The sequence below is a fragment of the Streptomyces sp. NPDC051907 genome (assembly GCF_040681075.1).
In the GTDB taxonomy this organism is placed as follows: domain Bacteria; phylum Actinomycetota; class Actinomycetes; order Streptomycetales; family Streptomycetaceae; genus Streptomyces.
This window is the reverse complement of the sequence record NZ_JBFAYB010000015.1, coordinates 104,714-123,376: the sequence shown is the minus strand read 5'-3', so window position 1 is coordinate 123,376 and position 18,663 is coordinate 104,714. Positions and strand designations below refer to the sequence as shown.

Sequence of the window (18,663 nt, the reverse complement as noted above, 5' to 3'; positions counted from 1 at the left end):
CGGAGACCGGCCCGGGCCGCCCCCGTCGGCGACATGGGCAAGCCCGGTGCGAGGCAGGCACAGCGCCAGGCAGGCACGGCCGGCCCGCTAGGGACGCAGTTCCACAGTGATGTGCTGGGACAGCGCGCGGAGGAACTCGGGCGCGTCGAAGATCTCTCCCGCGGAGACGACGCCGACCGCATGGGTCCGCCCTGTGAGGACGCGGTCGACCGCTTCCACCACGAGGGGCGCGGTGACGGCGTAGATGTCCTGACCGCGGGCGACGGCGCGCCGTTCGGCGTCGCCTGAGCGCACGACGACGTCGACGAGGAAGGTCTGAGCGGACCGCCCACGGTCGTCGACCGCGGCCGGTGTCGGCGTGTCCGGGGCCGCGATGTCCCTGGCCGCCTCGACCGTCATATAGGTGCGCACCTCGGGGATGGACAGATGGCTGGGCACCGTCACCACGTCGGCCATCGTGAACTCCCCGATGACGGCCCGCGAGCCCATCGGGTCGGGGAAAGGCCACTCCAGGGTCGGCGGGGCGTCGTTGCGATACTCCAACCGCCCTTCGGTGAAGACGACGCGCCGGTCGCCTCGCCGCGCCCGGGAGACCGCGCCCGCCGTGCGCGTGCCGGTGGTGGGGTGCCAGCTGTTCAGTCCGTACGCGATGTGCGCCTCGTCGGCCGCCGTCCAGTCGCCCATCGCCGCGGTGGCCAGCAGGTCTCCGAAGCCGCCGAAGAACGCCATCGCCGGGACGACCACCGCTCCCGCTTCCCGTGCCCGGTCGGCGAAGTGCGCGAAGGTGTCGGCGTTGGCCTCGATCTCGGCCGCAACGTCCAGATACGGGATCCCGGCCCGCAGGGCGGCCTCGACCACGGGGGCGGCCGTCGTGACGAAGGGCCCGGCGCAGTTGACCACGGCCGCCGCGCCGGCCAGCGCGCGGTCGAGCGAGGCAGGGTCGTCGACCGACGCCGGGCGGGCCTCCAGCCCGGTCTCGTACGCCAGCGTCTTCAGCTTGTCGGCGTCGCGGCCGGAGAGGACCGGGAGAAACCCGCGCTCCGTCAGCTCCGCCACCACGAACCGCCCGGTGTGCCCGTACGCGCCGAACACCGCCACCGTCTGGCCCGATCCCATGACTTCTCCCTGTGCTCGAATGCTCCGCTGCGTCTGTTGAAGACATCCTGGCGAGGGCCGGCGCCCGACCGCGACTGTCGGGAACGCCATGCCCCATACAATTCCGGACATGACTACCGTTGCGCTGGCCGTCACCGACGGCATGCTGCATTTCGAGCTGTCCCTGGCGTGCGAGGTCTTCGGAGGCAACCCGATCGTCGGGGCGGACCCCTGGTACCGCCTCTCGCTCTGCGGACCGAGAGCCGTGCAGGTCGGCCGCTTCCGACTGGAGCCCGACCACGGACTCGACCAACTCCCGCGCGCAGAAACCGTGATCGTCCCGGGCTGGGCCGACGTCGACCAGGACCCGCCGGCCGAGCTGGTCGAGGCGGTGCGCGCGGCCCACGAGGCGGGCGCACGCGTGGCCTCCCTCTGCACGGGCGCCTTCGTGCTGGCCGCCGCCGGCCTGCTGGACGGCAAGCGCGCGACCACGCACTGGGCGCACACCCAGGCGCTGGCCGAGCGCCATCCGCAAGTGACGGTGGACCCGGACGTCCTCTACGTGGACGACGGCAGCGTGCTCACCTCCGCCGGCAAGGCCGCCGCCATGGACCTGTGCATGCACTTGGTCCGCCTCGACCACGGCTCGTCGATCGCCAACACGCTCGCCCGCCGCCTGGTCGTGCCGCCGCACCGGGACGGCGGCCAGGCCCAGTTCGTGACCACCCCGGTCCCCGCCCCGGGCAACCACCCGCTCGCCGAGCTCTTCCCCTGGGCGATCCAACGGCTGGACCAACCGCTCACCGTGGAGGACCTGGCCCGCCAGGCGCGGATGAGCTCGCGCCACCTGGGCCGCCACTTCAAGTCGGTGACCGGCACCACCCCGCTGCAGTGGCTGCTCACCCAACGGATCCGCCGCGCGCAGGAGTTGCTGGAGGCCACCGACGACACGGTCGACACCATCGCGGCGGCCACCGGCATGGGGACCGCCACGACACTGCGCCGACACTTCCATCGGACGGTCGGTGTGCCGCCGGACGCCTACCGCCGTACCTTCCGCTCGCGGACCCGCCCCGACCCGATCAAGGGCGTAATACCGCACCCCTGAGGGGCAGCCCCTGCTGGTGCGCTCGGCCCACGGCCCTCCGGGCGAAGTCAGTGGCCGGGACTACTGTGTTGCCGCATGAAGATCGAATCCCTTCTCGAGGACCTGGACAGCGACGACGCCGCGCGCGTGGAGGCCGCCGCCGCCCGGCTGGCGGAGCAGGCCGACAGCGTCGTGCCGGAACTGCTGCGCAGCGTGGCCGGCGCCCAGCGGACCGTTGATCTCAAGCCGGTCATGCGGGCGTTGCGGCAGATCGGGCCGCCGGCCTTCGACGGCGTACTGGCGGCCTGGCAGCGCAAGGAGGTGACGGCCTGGATGGCGGGGCGGCTGCTCGGGGTGTTCGACGAGCGCTCCGCCGAGCAGTACGCGGCCCTGGCCGCCGATCCGGACGACGGGAAGTGGGGCGACGGCTTCAAGGGGCTCGTCAGGCTGCGGGTGGACTCCGAGGCCGGACTGACGGCCCTGGTGGGCTGCTTCGCCCGGGGCCGCCTCCACACCTACAAGGCATCCGAGTACGCCCGTCTGCTGCACGACTCCTTCCGGCCGCGGCTGCGCGCCCTGCGCCGCGACCCGGCCGCGTCCCCGAGGATCCGGCGGGGCGCGATGGCGGCGCTGGTGGCGGGCGGCGGCGTCGACGCGCTCGACGAGCGCGACCGGGCGGCGGTCGAGCGGCTGATACGGGTCAAGATCCTGGACGAGATCCCCGAGCTTCCGTCGACGACCCTGAGCGGCTGGTGGATGGCCGTGCCCGGGGCGTCGTACGAAGGAGTCTTCGAGGCCCTCGGCGTGCACGACCCGAGGCCGCTCACCGTCGCGGCCGGCATCGAGGCTGCGGAGGGCCGATGGCACCAGGTACCGGGGCCGGACGGCGCCGACCGTACCGTGGGGCGGGTCTTCGTCACCCCGGAACTGAACGGCTGGCGCCTCGTCTTCGGCGCCTTCGAGCTGCTCGGCGGCGAGGATATGTGGGAAGGCATGATCGAGACGGCCGAGCGGGTCAGCGTCCACTGCGGTCAGGCCCAGTTCTTCTTCCTGGACGACGCCGGCGGCTCCGACATGTGGATGGTCGCCGAGAACGGCCGGGTGATCCGTCGGTACGCCGCCGAAGGCTACCCCGAATGGGAGGGCGACCCGCTGCCGTGGGAGACCCTCGCGGCCGACGAACCGGGCTTCAACCCCAAGTACGACGCACCCAACGCGGGCACCACGGGCGCCCGCTCCGCCTGCGGGCGCCTCTCGGTCGACCCCGGCGAGGTCGGCCCGGACACCCAGGTACGCGGCCATGGCTGGCTGGCCCTCACCGCACCGGACGTCGGCCAGGGCGCGTTCCCCGGGACGCTCCGCATCTGAGGGCGCACTGACCCCGGCCCCAGCCGTCGATGCAGCCTCAGCGCCCCCGCGGAACCGGACCGCGGGGCGCCCTCGACGCACATATGACTGAGCATCCCAGGTGGAACGGTCGCCAACTCACGTGTCCAGCCCGTCCACATCGGCCGCTCGCGTGCAGGCGCAGGGAAGGGCGTGTGCCGTCGACGACCCGTCCCGTACCCTGATCACGCAGGCACCAGGTGATGCCCTGTACATCCACTCCGAGGAGGCGATGGTGCTCGGAAGGGGCACGCGGTTGCTCGCGGTCGCCATGACCGCGATCTGCTTGGTGCTCATCGGCCCCAGCGCACCGAGCGGCGCCCTCGTCGCCAAGCCGCTGCCACTGCCGCGCCACGCCGCCAAGGACGTCGTGCCGAACCGGGTCATGACGTGGAACATCTGCAATCCCTGCAATCAGAGCGGGCAGAACCTCGGCCGGGCTGTGGAGATCGCCACGTACGCGCCCCAGGTCATCGGCCTGCAAGAAGCGTGCGTGCGTGACGTCGAAGCGATCCGGGACTACCTGGAGAACTTCTACGGGCTGGTCTACCACGTCGAGTACGGGACGGTTCTGCGGAATCGGGGCCGCTGCGGGGGATGGCCGTGGAGCCCGGGGGCCTTCGGCCAGGCGATCCTCTCAGCCGCGCCGATGACGGACCGCGTGAACGTGGAGTACCCCGACGGAGGATCCGAAGACCGTGGGTATGTGGCAGTCACCACCATGGTGGGCGGCCGACCCGTGCGCGTCTTCAACACCCACCTCGCCCAACGACGTCAAGAGGCGGTCCGAGCAGACCAGGTCGGCGTACTCGCCGCAGAAGTCGCCCGGCACGACCGCGCGATCGTTCTCGGCGACTTCAATGCCAGGCCGGACGCCCCCGAGCTCGACGACATGTGGGCACTGGCCGCGGACACATCCCCCCAGTGCCGCCCCTCGCCCGCCGGCGCCTGCGAGCCGACCACCGACTGGCACAGCAAGTTCGACTACGTGTTCCTGCGTGGTATCGCCCCACTCGCGCACCGTGTGCATCCCAGCCTCTACTCGGACCACCACATGCTGCACACCGACCTGGACGCGGCCCGCTAGGGGACTGCCCCCTGGCCAGAAGGAGTCTCCCCCCTCTGGACAGGGAGCAGACCGTCATCGCGCCGGAGGAGTCCCTCGGGATCGACCGGCGGCGCCGACGCCTGGCGGCTGCTGGCTCATGCGCCCGCTGCCGGCGCCACGGAGAGGTTCCAGAACTCGGCGTAGCGGCCACCGCGCCTCAGCAGCGCGTCGTGGCTGCCTTCCTCCATGATCCGGCCGTAGTCCAGGAAGACGACGCGGTCGGCGCGTCGGACGGTTCGCATCCGGTGCGCGACCATCACCACCGTCCGGCCCGCCATCAGGCGCTCGATTCCCTCGTGGACGGCGGCCTCGTTCACCGGGTCCAGGGCGGAGGTCACCTCGTCCAGCAGCACGATGGGCGCGTCCTTCAGCAGCGCCCGCGCGATCGCGACCCGCTGGCGCTCGCCGCCCGACAGCAGCGCGCCGCCCTCGCCGACGTTCGTCGCCCATCCGCCGGGCAGCCGCTCGATCACCTCGTCCAGGCGCGCCGCGGTCGCCGCCGCCCGTACCTCGGCCTCGTCGGCGTCGGGGCGGCCCAGACGCACGTTCTCCTCGATCGTGCCGTCGAAGAGGTAGACGTCCTGGAAGACGACGGCGATCTGCGCCGTCAGCACGTCGGTGCCGATGGCGCGCACGTCCACACCGCCGACGCGCACCGCGCCCGCGTCCACGTCGTAGAACCGCGCGACCAACTGCAGCAAGGTGCTCTTGCCCGCCCCCGAGGGGCCGACGACCGCAAGCCGCTGGCCCTCCGGCACGGACAACGACACGCGGTCGATCACCGTGCGCTCGCCGTGCCGGAAGGCGACGGACTCGAACTCCAGGTCATGCCCCGCCGGCTGGAGCGGCTCGGGCGCCTCCGGCAGCGGCTGGGTGCGCAGCACCGCGTCCAGTCTCGTCAGCTCCGAGCGCGCGCCGCGCAGCTGGCCGCCGATGTCCGCCAGCGACAGCAGCGGATCCGCGCAGCGGGCGGCCAGCACCAGGATCGCCAGAACCTCTGCCACACCGATGTCCCCGCCGAGCGCGAGGTAGACCCCCAGGACCAGCAACCCGGTGAACACCGCCTGCACCGTGAGCGTCAAGCCCAGAATCCCGGGCAGCGCCGACAGCGTGGAGCGGCGCGACGCGCGCTGGACCTCTCGCAGCGAGTCGTCGAGCAGCTGGAAGCGCTCGACGGTCCGGCCGCCGGCGCGCAGCACCGGCTGGGCCCGGAGGTACTCGATGACCCGCCCGGTGGCCTCATGGTCGCGTTCGGCGCTCTCCGCGTCGCCTGCGGCCATCGCGCGGCCCGTCCAGATCTGGATCGCCGCCACGAGCGGTGCGGCGGCCAGCGCGGCCAGCCCCATCTGCCAGTTGAAGGCGAGCATCACGACGACGATGGTCAGGGGAGTCACACCGGCGGAGATCAACGGCGCCAAGAGGTGCGCGATCACGCTCATCGCCTGCAAGACGCCCTGGCTGGCCAGAACCGACACCTCGCCGACGCGGCGGGCGCTGTACCAGCCGAGGGGCAGCCGGGCCAGATGATCGCCGAGCCGGTGGTACATGCCGCGCAGCAACGTGGTCCCGACGCGGAAACCGGACAGATCGCTGACGTAGCGCAGCACCGCGTACACCGCGACCGCCGCCCCGAACGCGATCAGCCAGGGCCAGGCGTCGGCGGGCGTGCTCCCGAACAGCGCCCGCAGCACGGGAACCAGCAGCGCGTAGGACAGCCCCTCGGCCACCGCGGCCGTCGTCATCAGTGCCACTGTGCGACGCACCGGCCGGGCGTACTCGTCTCCCAGCACCCGCAGCAGCATGCGAATCATCGAAGCTCCCCTCCTTGCCGTACGCCACCGTGAGCCTCCACGAAGACGCGATCGCTGAGGGCGTGGGGGAACGTCGTCTGCTCGTCGCCGCTCACCCTCACCCCGCTCTCGTCGGCCACGACCGCGATCTGCCGGCCGGGACGTATCCCGGCGCGCTTGAGGCGCAGCAGGACCGAGGGATCGTTCTGGAGCAGCTCGCTGATCCGGACGACCGTCACCGTGCTCTGCGCGGCGGCTGCCCCGTCGGTCAGAGTGAGCACGGACGCATGGACGCCCCCGTTCTCCCCCCACGTGGGAATGGGGCTGCCGTGCGGGCATGTGGCGGGGTGGCCGAGGAGCTCCGTCAACCGGCTGTCCACCGCGTCCGACATCACGTGCTGCCACCGGGACGCCTCGATATGGACGTCCTCCCATTGAAGACCGATCACGTCCACCAAGAAGCACTCGGCCAGCCGATGCTTGCGCATCACCCGCACGGCCTGCCGGCGGCCCGGCTCCGTCATCACCAGACGCCGATCGTCGGCCACCCGCACCAGGTCGTCGCGCTGCATCCGGGCCACGGTCTGCGAGACGGTCGGCCCGCTCTGCTGAAGTCTCTCGGCGATCCGCGCCCGAAGCGGCACCACCCCCTCCTCCTCCAGTTCGAGAATGGTCCGGAGATACATCTCCGCCGGATCGACCAGGCCATGAGTCGTCACGGTCGCTCCTCCCTCCCCGCGCTCCTGCCCCTGGGAGCCGGCGTCGGCGGAACCGGTTCGGCTGACAAGACGGGATCGGTCTCATCGGTGCTCGCCGATCGGTGCGACTGCCAGAACGCGGCGAACTCTCCGTCGCGTGCCAGGAGTTCGCAGGGCGTGCCGCGCTCGACGATCGCCCCGTCCTTCAGCATCACTACGGTGTCGGCGTCGGCGACTGTCTCCAGGCGATGGGCGATGACCAGGATCGTCCGATCGCCCCCCAGCGTCGCCAGGGCCCGGCGCACCGCCTGCTCGGTCTGCGGGTCGGCGAAGGCGGTCGCCTCGTCGAGCACCAGCACGGGCGCGTCGGCGAGCAGCGCGCGAGCGAGCGAGAGCCGCTGCGCCTCGCCGCCCGACAGTCCCACGTCGTCGCCGAGCACCGTCTCGTATCCGTGGGGCAGCTCGAGGACGCGCTCATGGATGTTCGCCAGCCGGGCGGCACGGACCACGTCGTCGGGGTCGGCGTGCGGGACCGCCAGCGCGATGTTGTCCGCGACCGACGCGCGCAGCAGCCGGACGTCCTGGAAGACGAAGGACACCGTCCGGTAGAGCTCCCGGCTGCCGAGCTCGCGCAGATCGACGCCGCCCAGAAAGACCGAGCCGTGGCTCGGGTCGAAGAACCGCGGCAACAGCTGGACCAGCGTGGACTTCCCGCTTCCCGAAGGGCCGACCACCGCGGTGACCGTCCCCGGCTCCAGCACCAGGTCGATCCCGCGCAGCACCTCGTGACCGTCGTCGTAGCCGAAGCGAACGCCCCGCAGCTCCACCCGGTGCCCCTGCGGCGCGACCGGGTGCGCGGGCTCCGGCAGCGACCGCACCCCGAGCACGTCCCGGATCCGACCCACGGCGCGTCGGGCGGACTGCAGGTCGTCGAAACCGTGGCCGAGGGCCGCCACCGGAGCGGTCAGGCCCAGCCCGAGCAGCAGGAAGGGCAGCAGATCGGCCGGGGCCAGGCCACCGTTCGTGATCAGAGCCGTACCGCCGATCAACACGGTGAGCAGGACGAACGGCGGCGACAGCACCGTCTGCATCCCCGCGCCGATCGGGGCGAGACCGCGCACCATCCGGTAGAAGACGTCGGCGAAATCGTCCGCGGCCGTACGGAACTTACGGTGGGCGCGCTCGCCTCCGCCGAAGGCCTTGACCACCGAGATGCCCTGGACGAACTCGACGACGGAGCTCGCGATGCGTCCCATGGCCGCGTCGAACTCCTTCTGCTCGCGCAGGCGGGTCGGCGTCATCATCAGGGGGACCAGGGCCACCGCCAGCACCACCGGTATCAGCGTGATCAGCGTGAGCCGCCAGTCGACGGTGAACAGGTAGATCAGCGACACCAGCGGAACCACGAAGGCGGAGACGAGCTCGCCGGGGGTGTGGGCGATGAACGGGTGCACGGCGCTCACGTCCTCGCCCACGACCTTCGCCAGCTCGCCGGTCCGGCGCCGGGAGAACCAGCCGATCGGCACACGCCCCAGCTGCGCGGCCAGTTGGCGACGGAACGTCAGCTGCACCTGGCCGTCGAGGAGATGCCCGATCCCGGACGACGCGGCCGTGAACAGCAGGCGGACGGAGAAGCCGGCCGCACCCACGATCACGACGTTCCAGGCGTGAGAGCGATCGACGGGGCCGGGCGCCAGCAGAGTGCGGCCCAGCTCGACGACCGCCAGCAGCGGCGCCAGACCCGCCACCGCGCCGACGACCTGCAGAACGACTATGGCGGCGAAGCTCCAGCGATAGGGGCGCAGCAGCTCCGCCATGGGCGGCCCCGCCGCGGACTCGGTGTCCGGCGCCGGCGGTGTGGACTGCTCCCTCGCCTGGGCGAGGTCGGTGGTGGTCATTCCCCGCCCGCCTTCCCCGGTCTCCTCACGACCAGGGCCGTGGTCGTGAGGAGACCCACGACCAAGGCCGTGGCCGGCTGCGACGGCCTCACGCGGCGAGGGCACGGCGCAGGGCGGCGCCGATATCGGCGAGCTGCCGCTGCGAGATGGCCGCGGACTGGATCGCCAGCGACCCGTGGAAGGTGCCGGGCCACTGGTGCAGCTCGACCGACACGCCCGCCTGGAGCAGCCGCAGCGCGTAGTCGATGTCCTCGTCGCGGTTCGGATCGAACTCCGCGCAGGCGATATAGGCCGACGGAAGGCCGGACAGGTCCTCGGCCCGCGCAGGGGCCGCGTACGCCGTGGCGGGCTGGTCGCCCAGGTAGTGCTCCAACGCCGCAGCGCGTACGGCACGGGTGTTCCAGGGCGTGTCGGTGAAGTTCCGCGCCGACCACGTCTGCTGCCGGTCGTCGAGGATGGCCTCGTTGAGCACCTGGAAGCAGATCGGGGGCCCCTGCTCGTCGCGGGCCCGCAAGGCCACCGCGGCCGCGAGGTTCCCTCCGGCGCTGTGGCCTCCTACCGCGATCCTGGCCGGGTCGACGCCGAGCTCGGCGGCGTGCTCGTGTGCCCAGGACACCACGGCGTAGGCGTCGTCCAGGGCGGCCGGGAACCGGTGCTCGGGCGACAGCCGGTAGTCGACGGTGATCACGACCGCGCCGGAGAGCTCTGCTATCGGTGCGGCCCACAGGTGCTCCGTGTCCAGGTCGCCGACGGTCCACGCCCCGCCGTGCAGCCAGACGACGGCGCCCTGCGCCTGGTGCGGGCGGTAGACCCGCACCCGCACGTCCGGGTCGGCGGGCACCGTGCGGTCCTCTATCTCCATGCCCGTCATGTCCGGCACGGGCTTCGAGGCGACCAGCTCGGCGTACATCTTGCGGTAGGCGACCGGGTCGGTCAGGTCGGTATGGGGGAGCAGGGGCACGAATGCTTCGAGTTCGGGATCCATATCGGCCATCCTCACCGTCCGCCGCCCGGGGATCATCCGCCAACTGTCGCCTTTCCCAGGCGGATCGCCCGCCGATCGGCGCTTCTCCTGGCCACCACGGGGACCTATGCTCCTGTCATGGAGGCACTGGCCGTACGGCTGTCAGGACTGGACTCGTACGTCGACGGCGCGATCCGCATCATCGACTTCTACGACACGCTGATGCGCCGGCGGGTGGACCTTCCGGCGCTCGCCCGGGCCTCGGCGGGTCTGGCCGAGTGCGTGGCCGGGTTCCAGCTCCACGGCACCGGGCGGGTGGTCCGCGTCTCGCCTGACGGCAGGCCGGCGCCCACCCCGCCGCCGCCCGCGTCCACCACTGTGCCGATCACCCTCGACGAGGAGGAGATCGGAACGGTGTGGCTGGAGCGCCCCGGCCCGCCGAACTCGCTCGACGAAGTACTGCTCGACCGGCTCGCCATCGCCACCGCCGCGGCCGTCGAGCGGTACGGCCCCGCCCGCACCACCATGGCCGACCCCGCCCTCGTCGAACTGGCGATCAGCTCCGACACCGACGAGGTGGCCAGATCCCGAGCGCTACGGCTCCTGGGATTCACCGCCGACCTTCCGGTCCGCGTCGTCGCCGTACGCTCGCAGCTCCCGCTCGACCAGATCGGCTCGCTGCTCTGCCCCGCCCGCCCGGTGAAGGCGGCGTCCGTCGCCGACGTGGGCGTCATCCTGACCACCACCGTCGACCTCGACCGGCTTCCGGAAGGCGTACGCGCGGGCCTCGGCGGCGCGGAGAGCCCCGACCAGTCCTGGCAGCAGGCCCGTACCGCCCTCCGCTTCACCACCGCGCGCCAACCAGTGGTCAGCTACGGCGACTTGGGCGCGCTGGCACTGCTCGCCGAGGTATCCCAGGACACCGTCCGCGGCAACGCCGACATAGCCGCCATCGCCCGCGTCGCCGGCAACCCCGAAGACCTGGAGACGCTGGACGCCTACTGCGCCACCGGCTCCCTCCGCCGGGCCGCCGGCCTTCTCCATCTGCACCACAGCAGCGTCGCCCGCCGAGTCGACCAGATCGCCAAGACCCTGGGCATCGAACTCACCGAGCCCCCCGGACTGATACGTGCCGCTCTCGCCCTCACCGCGTGGCGGCTGCTCGACGACTGAGGACGTCACTTCGTCGTACGACACCCGCCGGAGGCGGGGAGACGCAGGTCACATCCGTCCATGTCACAGGGAATCAGGCTGCCCCGTCTCAGGGTGTGTAGCCACTGACGACCACGGAGGAGCACACCATGGACGCCCGACTGAACTACTTCGCCAGCCCCGCCGCCGCCAAGACCCTCAAGTCCCTCATGTCGGTGGGCAAGGGACTCAAGGACTCGCCGGTCCCGGCCGCGACGCAGGAGCTGGTGGCGCTGCGCGTGAGCCAGATCAACGGCTGCGCGGTCTGCGTCGACATGCACACCAAGGACGCCGCCGCTGCCGGCGAGACCTCGGTGCGGCTGAACCTGGTCGCCGCGTGGCGCGAGGCCACGGTCTTCACCGAGGCGGAGCGAGCCGCGCTGGAGTTCGCGGAGGAGGGGACCCGGGTCGCGGACGCGGCCGGCGGGGTCAGCGACGAGGTGTGGGCGCGGGCCGCCAAGCACTACGACGAGGAGCAGCTCGCCTCCCTGGCGGTCCTGGTCTCCTTCATGAACATGGCGAACCGGCTGAACGTCATCGCCCAGCAGCCGGCCGGCGACTACGTACCCGGACAGTTCCACTGACGCCGCCGTACCAGGATCCGGCGCGGTCGGTGGAGCTCGCCGACTCGGTGTCGATGGCTGCGCTGCTGCTCCTGGAGCGGCTCAGCCCGCTGGAACGGGCGGTGTTCGGCGGGCGCGATCCTGCGCGACCGGGACGGCAGGGTTCTCAGCATCATGGTGCTCGACGTGCTCGACGTGCTCGACGGGCGGATCCTAGCGATCCGCTCGGTGCTCAATCCGGAGAAGCTCGGGCACGTGGGCCCGGTAGCGGACCCCTGGGCGTTCGCGCGGGAGGTGAAGCAGGCCCGGCGGCAGCGGAGTTGAGAACGGTCGAGCGATGCGTCAACGGCTCCAAGCCGCGGCGCGCCGCTGTGAGCCGTAGGTGTACGAGCAGTAGGTGTACGCGCCGGTTCAGGCCGTCGCGGCGGCCCCCGCCCACACCCCTGGTGTGCGCTGGACCCAGGGTGCAGCCCTCTCCAGTTGGCCGGCGAGGCGGAACAGGACGTCCTCGCGGCCGTACCCGGCGGCGAACTGGATGCCGATGGGCAGGCCGGTCGCAGGGTCCGAGGCAAGAGGAACGGACATGGCCGGAGTGCCCGCGACATTGAAGGCCGCGGTGAACGGCGAGCGATGGAACAGCTGCGCCACCCACCCCAGACCGTCGGCGCCCGGCGCCCCGTCCGCGTACGTGCCGAGGTGTACCGGCAGCTCGGGCAGGGTCGGCGTCATCAGCAGATCGTGGTGGGCGAAGTAGGCGCCGACAGCCCGCGCCACCCGGTTGCGCACCTCCAGCGCCTGCACGAACTGCGGCCCGCTGACCCTCTGTCCCCACGCGTAGGCGGCCAGCGTCTGCGGCTCGACGGTGGAGGCGTCGATCGGACGGCCGCAGGCCGCGGCGAGTCCGTCGATCCAGGCCACCAGATTGGCGTTCCACAACCGGGCGTTGGCCAGGACGAACTCCTCCCAGGCCACCCCCAGGCTCAGCTCGACGACGTCCACCCGGTGGCCGAGCGATGCGGCGAGCAGGGCGGCCTGCTCGGTGGCCGTGGTGACGGCCGGGTCCACGTCGCGGCCGCCCCACGGGGTGGTGAGCAGGCCTATGCGCAGCCGGCCGGGGTCGCGGTCGACCTCTTCCGCGTAGGGGCGCGTCGGCGCCTGCGCGACATAGGGATCGCCGGTCTCCGGGCCGCTGACGAGGTCGAGCAGCGTCGCGCTGTCCCGTACGGAGCGGCTGAGCGCTCCGTGGACGGCAAGACCGTTGAACACCTCGTCGGCGTCGGGCCCCATGGAGACCCGGCCCCGGGTGGGCTTGAGACCGAACAGTCCGGTGCTCGCGGCCGGAACGCGGATGGAGCCTGCGGCGTCGGTGGCGTGCGCGAGCGGGACCATGCCGGAGGCCACCGCCGCGGCGGAGCCCCCGCTGGAGCCGCCGGGGGTCCGCGAGAGGTCCCAGGGGTTGCGGCTGGCGCCGTAGAAGAGCGGCTCCGTGGTGGTGCTGTAGGCGAACTCGGGGGTGGCGGTGCGCCCCAGGGTGACCAGGCCCGCTCGCCGGAAGCGCCGCATCAGGAAGGAGTCCGCCCGGGCCGTGTTCCCTTCGGCCAGGCGGCTGCCGAACTCGACTCTCTTGCCGGCCATGGTCACGGCGATGTCCTTGATGAGGAAGGGGGCGCCGGCCAGCGGCGTGCTTCCCGGGGCCGGCTGGTCCTCGGCGGGCCAGCTCTCCACGACGGCGCCTATCGCGGGGTCGACCGCGGCGACGGCTTGTTGGGCGGTGGCCGCCAGCTCGGCGGGGGTGACCTCCCCTCGGGCCACGAGGGAGGCCAGGGCGACCGCGTCGAAGCGGGTGTATTCGCAGAGCTTCATCGTCATCCGTTCTCGCGACACAGCAATACCGGTGGTTCCCGAACGATACCGAGCGGTATCGTTCGGGAATGAACGGTAACGTAGCATGGGTGCGGAGAGCCACGGCGCGGATGTGGCGCGGATATGAGGCGAGGCAGGCATGACCAGTGCACCCAGGCCCGGGCGAGGCACACGAGTCGCCCGACTGCCGCCTCGCGAACGGATCCTGGACGCGGCGGAGGACCTGTTCTCCCGCGAGGGCATCAGGACCGTGAGCGTCCAGGCCATCGCCGACCGGGCCGAGACCACGAAGATGGCCCTGTACCGGCACTTCGCCACCAAGGACGTCCTGATCGAGGAGTGGCTGCGGATCGTCGCGGCCGGCTACACGGCCGCGTTCGACGCCGCCGAAGCCGCCCATCCGGACGATCCCCGCGCGCAGATCCTCGACGTCGCCTCGTTCGTCGCGGACGAGCTGCCCGGCATCTCCCATCGGGGCTGCCCCTTCGTCACCTCCATCGCCGCGCTGCCCGACCGCACCCATCCCGCACGCCGCCTGATCGAGGCCCACAAGGCCGGCCAGCTGCGCCGCCTCGAGGGCATGTGCTCACGTGCGGGGCTCCCCGACCCCGAAGAGGCCGCCGCGGAAATCACGTTCCTCCTGGAAGGCGCCCAGATCAGCGCACAGAACGGAAGCGTCGAACGGGCCGACGAACGACTGAGGACGATCGTCGCCGCCGTACTGGACCGGCCGGCGGCGGGCAGAGCCGACGCGCCCGGCTGAACCGCAAGACGGTCGCCGACGCACTCCTCCATCCGCTCCATCCGCCGGTCGTTGCGGACACAAGCTGTCCGCAAGTCTGCGTACCGTGAGGGACATGGCAGACAACAGCGCGAACCAGGAGATCCGGCCGTTCCGGATCGAGACCGCCCAGACGCAGCTCGACGATCTGCGCGACCGACTCGCCGCGACCCGCTGGCCCGACGAACTGCCGGGCGCCGGCTGGGCGTACGGGGCCTCCCTTCCGTACATCCGTGACCTCGCCGACTACTGGCGCACCGCCTACGACTGGCGTGAGCACGAGGCGCGGCTGAACGAGCACCCGCAGTTCCTCACCGAGATCGACGGCGCGCAGGTGCACTTCCTGCACGTCCGCTCGCCCGAGCCGGACGCCCTGCCGCTCGTCCTCACGCACGGCTGGCCGGGCTCGATCGCGGAGTTCCTCGATGTCATCGGACCGCTCAGCGATCCCCGCGCCCACGGCGGCGACCCCGCCGACGCGTTCCATGTGGTCGTTCCCTCCATCCCCGGCTTCGGCTTCTCCGGCCCCACCCGCGAGGCCGGCTGGAATGCCGGCCGGGTCGCCCGGGCCTGGTCGGAGCTGATGCGCCGACTCGGCTACGAGCGCTACGGCGCCCAGGGCGGAGACCTCGGCGCCATCATCTCTCCCGCGCTCGGCCGAGTCGCACCCGACGCGGTGGTCGGCATCCATGTGAACGCGGCGTCCGTGGGGTTCATCCCGCTCGGCCCCGTTCCCGACGACGTCGTGGCCGGACTCACCGACATCGAGAAGAAGCGGCTGAGCGCCATCGCCGCGTTCATGGGGGACGGCTTCGGGTTCAACGCCATCCAGTCGACGCGCCCGCAGACCCTCGCGTACGGCCTGACGGACTCGCCGGTCGGCCAACTCGCCTGGATCACAGAGAAGTTCAAGGAGTGGACGAACGCATCCGCGGAACTGCCCCACGACGCGGTCGACCGGGACCGGCTGCTCACCAATGTGATGCTCTACTGGCTGACCGGCACCGCTGGATCGGCGGCCCGGATGTACTACGAGAACGCCCACACCGGCGACTGGTTCCCCACCACGCGCTCCAGCGTCCCCACCGGCGTCGCCAACTTCGCCGAGGACGTGGCCATCAGGAGCTACGCCGAGGAGACCAACACCATCGCCCACTGGAGCGACTTCGCCAGCGGCGGCCACTTCGCCGCCTTGGAGACACCCGGCCTGCTGATCGAGGACGTCCGGCTGTTCTTCAGGGGGCTGCGGTGAGAAGGCCGTGAGGCTCGTGGGCGGCAGTTGACGCAGCTGGGTCCCCAGCCCGCACGAGCTGCACAGGGGCGCAGTTGCGGGCCTGTCGCAGCCGCGCGACGCTGGAGGTGCAGCCATGCTGTCGTCGCCGGGTGTCGGGTGGCGTCCATGGCCTCCATCGAGCTCGGTTCTCGGGTCCCGCCGCGCCGTTCACCCTGCCCTTCCTCGGCGGACCTGTCCGCCGAGGAAAGAGAAGATCCAGCCGAGAACCAGGAGATCGCCATGGAAGCGTGGGGTGCCAACGGCGCAGGTCAGTTGGGGGACGGGACCAACAATGACAGTTCCATCCCCACCTTGGTTCCTCTCAATGACCCCGTCATCGCCGTATCCGCCGGCGGGGCCCACAGCCTGGCCGTGCTCGACAACCACACGGTCCTCGCCTGGGGGCTGAACGGCCGTGGTCAGCTCGGAGACAACACGACGAGCGACAGCAACGCCCCGGGCTTCGTGAGCAATCTCAGCGATGTGGACGCCATCGCAGCCGGCGGCGAGCACAGTCTGGCGCTGCTGAGGGACGGCACCGTCATGGCGTGGGGAGCCAACAGTTCCGGCCAGCTGGGTGACAACACGTTCCAGGACAGGCTGACGCCCGTCGCGGTCGAGCGGCTCAGCTCCGTGATCGCCGTCGCCGCGGGAAGCAGCCACAGTCTCGCTCTTCTGACAGACGGCACCGTCCGGGCCTGGGGGCTCAATTCGCAGGGCCAGCTGGGAGACGGCTCGGGCAGCGGCAGCCCTGTCCCCGTCACTGTCTCCGGGCTCTCCGGCGCGATCGGCATCGCGGCCGGCGGCCTGCACAGTCTGGCCGTCACCACCGAGGCGACGGTCCAGGCGTGGGGCTGGAACAAGTTCGGTCAGCTGGGGGACGGCACCAACAACGACAGCCCGATACCGGTGTCGGTGTCCGGTCTGGGCGGCAGCGTGACCGCCGTCGCCGCCGGTTGCCAGGGCGACCACAGTGTGGCGCTGCTGGACAACGGCAACGTACAGACGTGGGGAGCCAACACCGACGGTCAGCTGGGCGACGGCACCAACGACGACAGCTCGACACCCGTCTTCGCCGACATCTCAGGCGTGATCCGCATAGCCGCCGGCGCCGGTCACACCCTGGCCCTCATAGCCGACGGCCATGTGCTGCTGACGTGGGGCCTCAACCAGGCTGGACAGCTGGGCGACGGCACCAACACCAGCAGCAGCCGCCCTGTCACGGTCATCACCGTCCTGGGCGTGCTGGCAGGCATGAGCAGGATGTCCGGGGGCGACTCCCACAGCCTGTCCATGTGAGCGGCAGGAGCGGGTCGTGCGCCTTTCTGTGAGGTGGCCCGGTCAGCAATGGCTGGCGGCCTGGGACCCTTCCGTGCCGCAGGCGACGTCACCGCTGCGTGCCGCCACTGGCGAGCGTGTCCTGACCTGACGTCAGGAGGGCGACGGCGGCCGTCGCCAGCGGCAGCCCCGCGGTGAGTGCCGCGAGCAGCCCCCGCAGAGAGGAGCGGGCCACCAGCCGCCGGGGCGCGATCGCCAGGACGGCCCCGATCAGGGCGCCCAGTGCCACCCCCACTGCCAGGCTGGCCACTACGACGAGGGCGCCCAGACGGACCAGCGCCCACACGGTCCCGCCATGGCTCCCGGCGAGGAAGACGACGGCGACCACGAGACACAGCGTGCCGAGGACTCCCGCCGGCCACGCCCCTATTGCCGCCCCCAACCGTGCACCTCGCCGCACAGCAGCCCGGACGGACATGCAGAGCCTCCCCCTGTGAGTGGATGCCTGACCCTACTGGTCCGCACCCGCCGGGATACGAAGGGCCGGACCCACGGACCTCGACGCCGCTGCGCTCGTCAGCCCCATCGTCCCGCTGCCAGAAAGCCGTTGACTGCCCACCGTGAGCCCGTAGTAGGTTTCCTTCGGAAAGTAGTAAGTATTGAAAGGAAACCCACTGTGACTTTACTCATCCGGACAGTGGTCGACGACTGCCTCGCCCTTGTCACGGACTGACGGGGACCCGACCGATGGCCCGTGTCGTTGAGTTGTCGTACTTCCCCGTCAAGGGCTGCGCCGGTACGTCGGTGCCCGAGGCCCTGCTGACGCCCGCCGGCCTCGCCCACGACCGCAGCTTCATGGTCGTCAGCGAGCAGGGCGTGTTCCGCACCCAGCGCCGCGATCCCCGCCTGGCCGTGATCCGGCCCGCCGTCGACCCGTACGGCCAGCGGCTCACCCTCCACGCCCCCGGCGCCGAGCCGCTCACCATCGACGTGGACACGTCGGGCGTCCGCCGGGCGGTGGACCTGTTCGGCGACCCGTACCAGGGCATCGACCAGGGCGACCTTGCGGCCGCGTGGCTCTCGGACGTACTCCGCGCGCCCAGCCGCCTTGTGCGCGTACCTCCGGAACACGACCGCGTGACAGACGGCCGGACTCCGGGGACCTCTGGCTACGCCGACAGCTGCCCCCTCCACGTCGTCTCCCGTGCCACCTTGGACCAGCTCGACTCGAGACTGGCCGACCGCGGCGCCCCGCCTGTCCCTGCCGACCGCTTTCGCGCCAACGTCGTCGTCGACGGCTGGGACGATCCGCACACCGAGGACCGCGCCCACCGCCTCACCATCGGTGCGGCCGAACTCGGCTACGCCAAGCTGGCGATCCGCTGCGCCGTCACCATGGTCGACCAGGAGTCGGGCACAAGAGCCGGCCCGGAACCCCTGCGCACACTGGCCACCTACCGGCGGGCGGCCGAAGGCGGCATCGCGTTCGGTGCGAAGTTCGCCGTCCTGCGCCCCGGAAAGATGTCCGTCGGCGACGAGGTGACCGTGACGGAGTGGGGCCGATCGGAGTTCTAGGCGCTTGAGCGCGACCTCGGGAGCCATCCACGCGGACCCCCCGGCTCGAGGTCGGCGCGCGGGCTTGCGATTGACTGGGCCGCCGATGACCGAACGACGCGGAACCCATGGGG

At 71.5% G+C, this 18,663-nt stretch carries 16 protein-coding genes and 1 pseudogene; 10 read left to right on the top strand and 7 right to left on the bottom strand.

What is annotated here, in order from left to right:
• Positions 1–87: 87 nt before the first annotated feature.
• Positions 88–1,116, bottom strand: coding sequence for a saccharopine dehydrogenase NADP-binding domain-containing protein (locus AB0M39_RS12205; RefSeq protein ID WP_365363007.1), 1,029 nt, complete (start codon positions 1,114–1,116; stop codon positions 88–90).
• A 109-nt stretch (positions 1,117–1,225) separates the two neighbouring features.
• On the opposite strand from AB0M39_RS12205, the gene AB0M39_RS12200 reads away from it, so the two are divergent.
• The 3 genes from AB0M39_RS12200 to AB0M39_RS12190 all read left to right on the top strand — a co-directional run bounded on the left by AB0M39_RS12200 (position 1,226) and on the right by AB0M39_RS12190 (position 4,655).
• The gene (locus AB0M39_RS12200; protein ID WP_365363005.1) at positions 1,226–2,203 is read left to right on the top strand and encodes a helix-turn-helix domain-containing protein; all 978 of its coding nucleotides are present in this window, start codon (positions 1,226–1,228) and stop codon (positions 2,201–2,203) included.
• 75 nt (positions 2,204–2,278) lie between these two features.
• Complete coding sequence (locus AB0M39_RS12195; protein WP_365363003.1) at positions 2,279–3,550, top strand: hypothetical protein; 1,272 nt, start codon at positions 2,279–2,281, stop codon at positions 3,548–3,550.
• Between the two features lie 250 nt (positions 3,551–3,800).
• Positions 3,801–4,655, top strand: a complete 855-nt coding sequence (locus AB0M39_RS12190; RefSeq protein WP_365363001.1) for an endonuclease/exonuclease/phosphatase family protein — start codon at positions 3,801–3,803, stop codon at positions 4,653–4,655.
• Positions 4,656–4,771: 116 nt separating this feature from the next.
• Here AB0M39_RS12190 and AB0M39_RS12185 read toward each other — a convergent pair whose 3' ends face one another.
• The 4 genes from AB0M39_RS12185 to AB0M39_RS12170 form a co-directional block, all read right to left on the bottom strand.
• On the bottom strand, positions 4,772–6,487 hold the full coding sequence (locus AB0M39_RS12185; RefSeq protein ID WP_365362999.1) for an ABC transporter ATP-binding protein: 1,716 nt from the start codon (positions 6,485–6,487) through the stop codon (positions 4,772–4,774).
• Positions 6,484–7,185, bottom strand: a complete 702-nt coding sequence (locus AB0M39_RS12180) for a metal-dependent transcriptional regulator (protein ID WP_365362997.1) — start codon at positions 7,183–7,185, stop codon at positions 6,484–6,486. Before AB0M39_RS12180 ends, AB0M39_RS12185 begins: the two co-directional genes overlap by 4 nt.
• Positions 7,182–9,062: an ABC transporter ATP-binding protein gene (locus AB0M39_RS12175; RefSeq protein WP_365362995.1), complete on the bottom strand. Its 1,881-nt coding sequence runs from the start codon at positions 9,060–9,062 to the stop codon at positions 7,182–7,184. The genes AB0M39_RS12180 and AB0M39_RS12175 overlap by 4 nt, the downstream gene beginning before the upstream one ends.
• Before the next feature lie 88 nt (positions 9,063–9,150).
• On the bottom strand, positions 9,151–10,047 hold the full coding sequence (locus AB0M39_RS12170) for an alpha/beta hydrolase (RefSeq protein ID WP_365362993.1): 897 nt from the start codon (positions 10,045–10,047) through the stop codon (positions 9,151–9,153).
• 117 nt (positions 10,048–10,164) lie between these two features.
• On the opposite strand from AB0M39_RS12170, the gene AB0M39_RS12165 reads away from it, so the two are divergent.
• From AB0M39_RS12165 to AB0M39_RS12155, 3 genes and pseudogenes are all read left to right on the top strand, one after another.
• Positions 10,165–11,199: a helix-turn-helix domain-containing protein gene (locus tag AB0M39_RS12165; protein WP_365362991.1), complete on the top strand. Its 1,035-nt coding sequence runs from the start codon at positions 10,165–10,167 to the stop codon at positions 11,197–11,199.
• A 128-nt stretch (positions 11,200–11,327) separates the two neighbouring features.
• Positions 11,328–11,801 carry a carboxymuconolactone decarboxylase family protein gene (locus AB0M39_RS12160; protein ID WP_365362989.1) on the top strand — a complete coding sequence of 158 codons (474 nt, stop codon included), beginning with the start codon at positions 11,328–11,330 and terminating at the stop codon, positions 11,799–11,801.
• Positions 11,798–12,104: pseudogene (locus tag AB0M39_RS12155) on the top strand (hypothetical protein); the annotation flags it as partial. The gene AB0M39_RS12160 and the pseudogene AB0M39_RS12155, both read left to right, overlap by 4 nt.
• A gap of 87 nt (positions 12,105–12,191) precedes the next feature.
• On the opposite strand, the gene AB0M39_RS12150 reads toward AB0M39_RS12155, so the two are convergent.
• Positions 12,192–13,643, bottom strand: coding sequence for an amidase (locus tag AB0M39_RS12150; protein WP_365362987.1), 1,452 nt, complete (start codon positions 13,641–13,643; stop codon positions 12,192–12,194).
• Positions 13,644–13,782: 139 nt separating this feature from the next.
• Between AB0M39_RS12150 and AB0M39_RS12145 the strand changes: the two genes are divergently transcribed.
• The 3 genes from AB0M39_RS12145 to AB0M39_RS12135 all read left to right on the top strand — a co-directional run bounded on the left by AB0M39_RS12145 (position 13,783) and on the right by AB0M39_RS12135 (position 16,996).
• Entirely contained in the window at positions 13,783–14,406 is a 624-nt protein-coding gene (locus AB0M39_RS12145) for a helix-turn-helix domain-containing protein (protein WP_365362985.1), read from the top strand.
• Between the two features lie 94 nt (positions 14,407–14,500).
• Positions 14,501–15,676: an epoxide hydrolase family protein gene (locus AB0M39_RS12140; protein ID WP_365362983.1), complete on the top strand. Its 1,176-nt coding sequence runs from the start codon at positions 14,501–14,503 to the stop codon at positions 15,674–15,676.
• Positions 15,677–15,823: 147 nt separating this feature from the next.
• On the top strand, positions 15,824–16,996 hold the full coding sequence (locus AB0M39_RS12135) for a hypothetical protein (RefSeq protein WP_365362981.1): 1,173 nt from the start codon (positions 15,824–15,826) through the stop codon (positions 16,994–16,996).
• 88 nt (positions 16,997–17,084) lie between these two features.
• Here the strand turns inward: AB0M39_RS12135 and AB0M39_RS12130 are convergent, their stop codons facing one another.
• The gene (locus tag AB0M39_RS12130) at positions 17,085–17,363 is read right to left on the bottom strand and encodes a hypothetical protein (RefSeq protein ID WP_365362979.1); all 279 of its coding nucleotides are present in this window, start codon (positions 17,361–17,363) and stop codon (positions 17,085–17,087) included.
• A gap of 359 nt (positions 17,364–17,722) precedes the next feature.
• On the opposite strand from AB0M39_RS12130, the gene AB0M39_RS12125 reads away from it, so the two are divergent.
• Positions 17,723–18,550 carry an MOSC N-terminal beta barrel domain-containing protein gene (locus AB0M39_RS12125; protein WP_365362977.1) on the top strand — a complete coding sequence of 276 codons (828 nt, stop codon included), beginning with the start codon at positions 17,723–17,725 and terminating at the stop codon, positions 18,548–18,550.
• Positions 18,551–18,663 lie beyond the last annotated feature (113 nt).